We start from the raw sequence: 8,693 nt of genomic DNA on the forward strand, positions 1-8,693 counted from the left end.
GGACCGGATATTTACTTGATACGTGCCCTCCTCACAGTGTTGATCAGTTTGGCAATTAGCCTGCCCGCTTGGGCGACGATCACCAAAAGTCATGGCTATGCTCAGTTCGGCACGCTCAAGTACCCCGCCAATTTTACCCATTTCGACTGGGTAAACCCGAAAGCGCCCAAGGGCGGAAGCATCACGGTGATGGCTTCCGGCACCTTCGATACGCTCAATCCTTATACGTTCAAGGGCACCAGCCCGATCTCGACCGCCAACTTCCTGCAATATGGCGTTAATGAGTTGAACGAGACGCTGATGGTCGGCACCGGCGCCTATGACCCCTCCGGCGATGAACCCGCCTCAAGCTATGGCCTGATTGCCGAATCGGTCGAATACAGCGAAGACCGCAGCTGGGTCGTGTTCAATCTGCGCAAGCAGGCGCACTTTCACGACGGCAAGCCGATTACCGCCTACGATGTAGCATTCTCCTATCGCCTGCTGCTCAAGGAAGGCCATCCGCAATACCGCACCAACTTGCAGGAAGTTAAGCGCGTCGACATTCTCAATCGGCATCGCATCCGCTTCGTGTTCAAGCGCTCCGGCAACCCGCTGCTGATCCTGCGCCTCGGTGAGCTGCCGGTATTGCCGCAGCATTACTGGAAAGACCGCGACTTCCAGGCGACCACTTACACCCCGCCGTTGGGCAGTGGCCCGTACAAGATTACCGATGTACGCCCCGGCCGCAGCCTGCGCTTTGAGCGGGTGAAAAACTGGTGGGGCAAGGACCTTGCCGTCAACAAGGGCAAGTACAACTTCAACACCGTGAATGTCGAGTTTTACCGCGACAGCAATGTCGCGTTCGAAGCGTTCAAGGCTGGCGAATTCGACTTCTATATCGAACAGCAGGCGAAGAACTGGGCCAATGGCTATAACTTCCCTGCGCTCAATCGTGGCGAAGTAGTGCGCGCCGAAATTCCGCACAAGATTCCCACGCAGACTCAGGCGCTGTTCATGAACAGCCGCCGCGCTACGTTTTCCGACAGCCGAGTGCGCGAAGCGCTGGGGCTGATGTTCGACTTCGAGTGGACCAACCGCACGCTTTTCAACAATGCCTACACCCGCGCCAACAGCTATTACCCCAACAGCGAATTCACAGCCACGGGCAAACCCAAAGGGGCCGAGTGGCTGCTGCTATCTGCGGTGCGCGATCAGTTGCCCAAGGGCCTGCTCACCGAGCCTTTCAAGATGCCGCATACCGAAGGTCATGGTATTCCGCGTGAAACCTTGCGCAAGGCCCTGGGTCTATTAGCCGATGCCGGTTGGGAAACCGGCAGCACGGGCCTTGAGAATGCCAAGGGCCAACCGCTGCAATTTGAAATTCTGCTGGTCAACCCGAACCTTGAACGCATTCTGCAACCCTTCACCCGCAATCTCGCCAGCATCGGCATACAGGCCAATTTGCGCACGGTCGACCGCGCTCAGTACAAGCAACGCCTCGACCAGTTCGACTTTGACATGATCCTGCTGACCCTTCCGCAAACCCTCAGTCCGGGGCTTGAACAATGGCTGTATTTTCACTCCAGCCAGGCCAAGGTTCGTGGCGGCAAGAACTATGCGGGGATTGATAATCCGGTAGTCGACCTGATGCTCGACAAGCTGTTGAACGCGCAAACCCGCGAGCAACAAATTGCCGCCACCCGCGCCCTCGACCGCGTTCTGCTGTGGCAGCACTACACCATCCCGAATTGGTACATCAATTATCATCGCCTGGCCTACCGCAACCGGTTCGCCTTCGTCACCACGCCGCCCTACACACTCGGCCTGCGCACTTGGTGGCTGAAACCTACGGAGAATGCCCGCTAATGCTTTCTTTGCGCACCACTCTCGGCCATTGCAGTGCCGTCTTGCTTCTCAGCCTCGCCAGTATTGTGCAGGCCGCACCGCAACATGCGCTGACGCTCTATGGCGAAGCGCCGAAATACCCGGCCGACTTCAAGCACTTTGATTACGTCAATCCCGACGCCCCCAAAGGCGGAACATTGCGCCAAGCCGGTTTCGGTGGTTTTGACAGCCTCAATCCGTTCATCAACAAAGGGGTTTCGGCCGACGACCTGGGGTTGATGTACGACACGCTGACCACGCATAGCCTGGATGAACCGTTTTCCGAATATGGCCTGGTGGCCGAGAAGATTGAGAAAGCCCCGGACAACAGCTGGGTGCGTTTCTTCCTGCGCAAAGAAGCCCGCTTTAATGATGGCCAGCCGCTCACTGCAGAAGACGTTAAATTCACCTTTGAGACGCTGATGGAAAAAGGCGCCCCGATGTACAAGGGCTACTACGCCGACGTCGACAAGGTCGAGATCGAAGGCCCGCATCAGGTTCGCTTCGTGTTCAAACACGCCGGCAACCGCGAATTGCCACTCATTGTTGGCCAGTTGCCGGTGTTGCCCAAGCATTACTGGGCAGACAAAGACTTCGCCAGGGGAAATCTGGATATTCCGGTCGGCAGCGGCCCTTATAAAATCAGCGAAGTACAGGCCGGGCGCTCGATCGTCTATGAACGCGTCAAGGACTACTGGGGCAAAGACCTGGCAGTTAATCGCGGCTTCTATAACTTCGACAAAATGCGCATCGACTACTACCGCGACAACACCGTCGCACTCGAGGCCATGAAAGCCGGCCAGTTCGACTTCTGGCTGGAAACCAGCGCCAAGAACTGGGCCACCGCTTACAACAACTCGGCCGTTGCCAATGGCCAATTGATCAAGGAAGAAATCCGCAACTACAACCCGACCGGCATGCAGGGCTTCATCTTCAACATTCGCCGCCCCCTGTTCAAAGACCCGCGGGTGCGTGAAGCGCTTGGCCTGTTGTTCGACTTTGAGTGGGCCAACAAGCAGCTGTTCAACGGCGCCTACACCCGCACCGACAGCTACTTCGACAACTCGGAGCTGGCGGCTCAAGGCTTGCCAAGCCCGGCCGAGTTGAAGCTGCTTGAACCCTTGCGCGAGCAGATTCCGCCCAAGGTCTTCACCGACGAATTCATCAACCCGGTCACCGATGCCAGCGGCATGATCCGCGACCACCAACGCCGCGCTTATCAGCTGCTGCAAGAGGCTGGATGGCGGGTTGTAGACGACAAGATGGTCGACGCGCAAGGCAATCCGGTGAGCTTTGAGTTCCTCCTCGCGCAAACCGAATTCGAGCGCGTGTTGTTACCCTTCAAGCGCAATCTGGCCGATCTTGGTATCGAACTGGTGATCCGCCGCGTGGACGTCTCGCAATACATCAACCGCCTGCGCTCGCGCGACTTCGACATGATCGTCGGCGGCTTTGGCCAGTCCAACTCGCCCGGCAATGAGCAGCGCGAGTACTGGCATTCGAGCAGTGCCGACAACCCTGGCAGCCGTAACTTCATCGGTCTTAAAGACCCGGCAATCGACACCCTGGTCGAAGGCCTGATCAAAGCCGACTCACGCGAAAACCTGATCAACTACACCCGCGCACTCGACCGCGTGCTGTTGTGGGGCCACTACGTGATTCCCAACTGGCACATCACCACATGGCGGGTGGCATACTGGCACAAGCTTGAGCATCCGCAAGTCACCCCGCAGTACGACATCGGTCTTAACACCTGGTGGGTACGTGAAGTGACGACAGCGCCGGAAGATACTGAAACACAGGCGCCAGCCACCCCAGCCACGGGCGCGGAGCAATAGCATGCTGGCGTATATTTTCCGACGATTGCTGCTGATTATCCCGACCCTGTTCGGCATTTTGCTGATCAACTTCATCATCATCCAGGCCGCTCCGGGCGGGCCGGTTGAACAGATGATTGCCAAGCTTGAAGGCTTCGATGGCGCGACCAGCCGGATTGCCGGCGGCGGCGCGGAAGTCTCGGTGGCAGGTTCCAATTACCGCGGCGCGCAAGGCCTCGACCCTGAGCTGGTGGCGGAAATCCAGAAAATGTACGGCTTCGATAAATCGGCGCCGGAACGTTTCTGGATCATGCTCAAGAATTACGCCCAACTCGATTTCGGCGAGAGTTTCTTTCGCGACGCCAAGGTGATCGACCTCATCGTCGAGAAGATGCCGGTGTCGATCTCGCTGGGGTTATGGAGCACCCTGATCATGTATCTGGTGTCGATTCCGCTCGGCATCGCCAAAGCTACGCGCCACGGCAGCTCGTTTGACGTATGGACCAGTTCGGCGATTATCGTCGGCTACGCAATCCCGGCGTTCTTGTTCGCCATCCTGCTGATCGTGGTCTTTGCCGGTGGCAGTTACCTCGACTGGTTCCCGCTCCGGGGGCTGACCTCGAACAACTTCGACGACCTGAGCCTGGGCGGCAAGATTCTCGACTATTTCTGGCACCTCGCCCTGCCCGTCACCGCGCTGGTAATCGGCAACTTTGCGACGCTGACCCTGCTGACCAAGAACAGCTTCCTTGACGAGATCAACAAACAATACGTGGTGACCGCACGCGCCAAAGGCCTGACCAATACCCGCGTGCTTTACGGGCATGTGTTCCGTAACGCCATGCTGCTGATCATTGCCGGATTCCCTGCGGCCTTCATCGGCATTTTCTTTACCGGCTCGCTGCTAATCGAGGTGATCTTCTCCCTCGACGGACTGGGCCTGATGAGTTTTGAAGCCGCCATTAACCGGGATTATCCGGTGGTGTTCGGCACGCTGTTTCTCTTCACCTTACTGGGGCTGATCGTGAAATTGATCGGTGACATTACCTACACCCTGGTCGATCCGCGCATCGACTTTGAAAGTCGGGAGGGTTGATATGGCACTCTCACCGATGAATCAACGCCGGCTTCAGCTGTTCAAAGCTCACAAACGCGGCTGGTGGTCACTGTGGATCTTCCTCGCCCTGTTCACCCTGAGCCTTGGCGCGGAATTAATCGCCAACGATAAACCGCTGGCGGTGCGTTACGACGGTCAATGGTATTTCCCGGTGTTCAAGCGCTACCCGGAAACCGTGTTCGGCGGCGAATTCCCTTTGCAGGCGAACTACAAAAGCCCGTACATCCGTAACCTGATCGAGGAAAAAGACGGCCTGATGGTCTGGCCGCCGATTCCCTACAGCTACTCCAGCATCAACTATGACCTTGAGGTTCCCGCCCCGGCACCGCCGTCCGCCGCCAACTGGCTGGGCACAGACGATCAGGGCCGGGATGTGTTGTCGCGGGTGATTTACGGCTTCCGCATCTCGGTGCTGTTCGCGCTGATTCTCACCGTGCTCAGCTCGATCATCGGCGTATTTGCCGGCGCACTGCAGGGCTTTTACGGCGGCTGGGTGGACTTGGTCGGCCAGCGCTTCCTGGAGGTCTGGTCCGGTTTACCGGTGCTTTACCTGCTGATCATTCTGGCGAGTTTCGTGCAGCCGAACTTCTGGTGGCTGCTGGGCATCATGCTGCTGTTCTCGTGGATGAGCCTGGTCGATGTGGTGCGTGCGGAGTTCCTGCGCGGGCGTAACCTCGAATATGTCCGCGCCGCGCGGGCGCTGGGCATGGAAAACGGCGCGATCATGTTCCGTCACATCCTGCCCAACGCTATGGTCTCGACCATGACCTTCATGCCGTTCATCCTCACGGGCGCCATCGGCACACTGACTGCGCTGGACTTCCTCGGCTTCGGCCTGCCGCCCGGCGCACCGTCGCTTGGCGAGCTGGTTGCTCAGGGTAAGTCCAACCTGCAGGCACCCTGGCTGGGCATCAGCGCATTTGCCGTATTGGCAATCATGCTCAGTTTGCTGGTGTTTATTGGCGAGGCCGCTCGCGATGCGTTCGACCCAAGGAAATAAAATGAGCGACGTCGATAACCTCATCGAAATCCGCGACCTGGCGGTTGAGTTCGTCACCGGCAGCCTGCGCCAGCGTGTGGTCGAGCATGTCAGCTTTGATATCCGCCGTGGCGAAACCCTGGCGCTGGTTGGTGAAAGTGGCTCGGGAAAATCGGTCACCGCGCACTCGATCCTGCGCCTGCTGCCCTACCCGATTGCCCAACACCCCGCCGGCACCATCACCTATCAAGGTGAAGACCTGCTCAAGGTTGATGAAAAGAAACTGCGCGGTATTCGTGGCAACCGCATCGCCATGGTCTTTCAGGAGCCCATGACCTCGCTGAATCCGCTGCACAGCATCGAAAAACAGATCAACGAAGTCCTGGGGCTGCACAAGGGCCTCAGCGGTAAAGCGGCCACAGAGCGCACGCTCGAACTGCTGGATCTGGTCGGCATCCCTGAGCCGCACAAACGCCTCAAGGCTTATCCGCATGAGCTTTCAGGCGGGCAACGCCAACGCGTGATGATCGCCATGGCGCTGGCCAACGAGCCGGAACTGCTGATTGCGGATGAGCCGACCACCGCGCTGGACGTTACCGTGCAGCTGAAAATCCTCGATTTGCTCAAGGATTTGCAGGCGCGGCTGGGCATGGCAATTCTGCTGATCAGCCACGATTTGAACCTTGTTCGAAGAATTGCGCACCGAGTATGTGTCATGCAGCGCGGAAAGATCGTCGAACAAGCGTCGTGTGAAAATTTGTTCCACTCGCCTCAGCATGAATACACCCAGGAGCTCCTGGGCGCTGAGCCTAGCGGCAGGCCTATTACCAATCCGCCAGGGTCTACACTGCTTGAAGTCGACAACTTGCGCGTCTGGTTTCCGATCAAGAAAGGCCTGATGCGTCGCACCGTCGATTACGTTAAAGCGGTAGACGGCATCGGCTTCAAACTGCCTCAGGGCCAGACCCTGGGCATTGTTGGCGAGAGTGGCTCGGGTAAATCAACGTTGGGCATGGCAATTTTGCGCCTGATTGGCAGTGAAGGCGGTATTCGCTTTCAGGGCCAGGCGCTGGATGGCATGTCCCAACACGATGTTCGCCCGTTCAGGCGGCAGATGCAGGTGGTGTTTCAGGACCCATTTGGCAGCCTGAGCCCACGGATGTCGGTGAGTCAGATTGTCGGTGAAGGCTTGCGCATTCATCAGATGGGCACTGATGCCGAGCAGGAACAAGCGATTATTGATGCGCTTGCGGAGGTAGGTCTGGATCCGGAAACCCGGCACCGCTATCCCCACGAGTTTTCAGGCGGGCAACGGCAACGTATTGCCATTGCCCGTGCTTTAGTGCTGAAACCGGCGCTGATTCTGTTGGACGAGCCGACTTCGGCACTTGACCGAACCGTTCAGCGCCAAGTGGTAGAACTGCTGCGCTCCTTGCAGGCCAAGTACAACTTGACCTACCTGTTCATCAGCCATGATTTGGCGGTGGTACGGGCTCTGAGCCACCATTTGATCGTGGTCAAAAGCGGTCAGGTCGTCGAGCAAGGGCCAGCAGACGAAATATTTGCAACACCGCAGCATATTTATACGCAGCAGTTGTTGGAGGCCGCCTTCTTGGCGCCTGCAAAAACTGAGTAATCCTTAAAGCAGGAAGAGGAAGAGTACACATGGGTTTTCTAAGCGGTAAGCGCGTACTGATCGTTGGCGTCGCCAGCAAACTGTCCATCGCGTCCGGTATTGCAGCCGCAATGCACCGCGAAGGTGCTGAACTTGCCTTCACCTATCAGGGTGAGAAGCTCAAAGGCCGTGTTGAAGAATTCGCCGCTGGCTGGGGCTCAGGCCCTGAGCTGTGCTACCCGTGCGATGTGGCCAATGACGACGAAATTGCCAACGTTTTCACCGAGCTCAGCAAGAAGTGGGACGGTCTGGACTGCATCGTTCACTCCGTAGGCTTCGCACCTGGTGATCAACTCGACGGCGACTTCACCGACGTCACCACCCGCGAAGGCTTCCGTATTGCCCACGACATCAGCGCCTACAGCTTCGTGGCGCTGGCCAAAGCGGGCCGCGATATGATGAAAGGCCGCAACGGTAGCCTGCTGACACTGTCCTACCTGGGCGCTGAGCGCACCATGCCTAACTACAACGTCATGGGCATGGCCAAGGCCAGCCTCGAAGCCGGCGTACGTTATCTGGCAGGCAGCCTTGGCCCGGAAGGCACACGCGTTAACGCGATTTCGGCTGGCCCGATCCGCACCCTCGCCGCTTCCGGCATCAAGAGCTTCCGCAAAATGCTCGCAGCCAACGAGAAGCAGACTCCGCTGCGCCGCAACGTCACCATCGACGAAGTCGGCAATGCCGGTGCATTCCTCTGCTCCGACCTGGCCTCGGGTGTCAGCGGCGAAATCATGTACGTCGACGGCGGTTTCAACACCACCGCGATGGGCGCGATGGACGACGCCTAAGCACATGACGCTGATCAGCTGCCGGGATTGACTGGCAACTGATTGAACAAGCCCACAAGGTTCGCCTTGTGGGCTTTTTTGTGGGCGTTTGGATGGAGGGCTTGTTGTTGATCTTGCGAGGGTCATGACGGATTGCGGCGCTACGCTTCGCTATCCATCCTCCGGTTTGTTTATGTGTCTGACGCGGGATTGATGTTGATCTTGCGATGGCTCGACGGATTGCGGCGTTGCGCCGCTATCCATCCTCCGGTTATCTGTGGAGGTTGGAATCCGCTTGCGGCTTCCGACATGGCAATCTCATGCCTTGCGCGGGGTGGGTGTTGGGTTTGCGAATGTAGTGGTCAACTAATCCCGGACACGGTTTTAAGTTTTTCTTCAGCAACAGCGGGCGCCAGCCCGCTGTTGAATTGATGCGGCCTTTGCCAGTTATAGCGCTGCATCAAAAAGCGTC

Annotated in this window: 6 protein-coding genes; all 6 read left to right on the forward strand. The window is 57.8% G+C overall.

Features of this window, described 5'->3' with window-relative positions; all coding sequences use genetic code 11:
- Window positions 1-15: 15 nt before the first annotated feature.
- From FEZ62_RS19320 to fabI, 6 genes are read left to right on the forward strand one after another with little or no spacing between them, the layout of a single operon-like run.
- Window positions 16-1,848: an extracellular solute-binding protein gene (locus FEZ62_RS19320; protein WP_172929472.1), complete on the forward strand. Its 1,833-nt coding sequence runs from the start codon at window positions 16-18 to the stop codon at window positions 1,846-1,848.
- Window positions 1,848-3,704, forward strand: a complete 1,857-nt coding sequence (locus FEZ62_RS19325) for an extracellular solute-binding protein (RefSeq protein ID WP_172929473.1) — start codon at window positions 1,848-1,850, stop codon at window positions 3,702-3,704. Before FEZ62_RS19320 ends, FEZ62_RS19325 begins: the two co-directional genes overlap by 1 nt.
- A 1-nt stretch (window position 3,705) precedes the next feature.
- Window positions 3,706-4,779 (forward strand): microcin C ABC transporter permease YejB, encoded by a 1,074-nt coding sequence (locus tag FEZ62_RS19330; RefSeq protein WP_069900172.1) that lies wholly within the window; start codon window positions 3,706-3,708, stop codon window positions 4,777-4,779.
- 1 nt (window position 4,780) lies between these two features.
- Entirely contained in the window at window positions 4,781-5,800 is a 1,020-nt protein-coding gene (locus FEZ62_RS19335; RefSeq protein ID WP_069900171.1) for an ABC transporter permease, read from the forward strand.
- 1 nt (window position 5,801) lies between these two features.
- Entirely contained in the window at window positions 5,802-7,415 is a 1,614-nt protein-coding gene (locus FEZ62_RS19340) for an ABC transporter ATP-binding protein (RefSeq protein WP_172929474.1), read from the forward strand.
- A gap of 29 nt (window positions 7,416-7,444) precedes the next feature.
- Window positions 7,445-8,242 (forward strand): enoyl-ACP reductase FabI, encoded by a 798-nt coding sequence (gene fabI / locus FEZ62_RS19345; protein WP_172929475.1) that lies wholly within the window; start codon window positions 7,445-7,447, stop codon window positions 8,240-8,242.
- Window positions 8,243-8,693 lie beyond the last annotated feature (451 nt).

This window comes from Pseudomonas sp. MS19 (assembly GCF_013277615.1).
GTDB classification, from domain to species: Bacteria; Pseudomonadota; Gammaproteobacteria; order Pseudomonadales; family Pseudomonadaceae; genus Aquipseudomonas; species Aquipseudomonas marincola.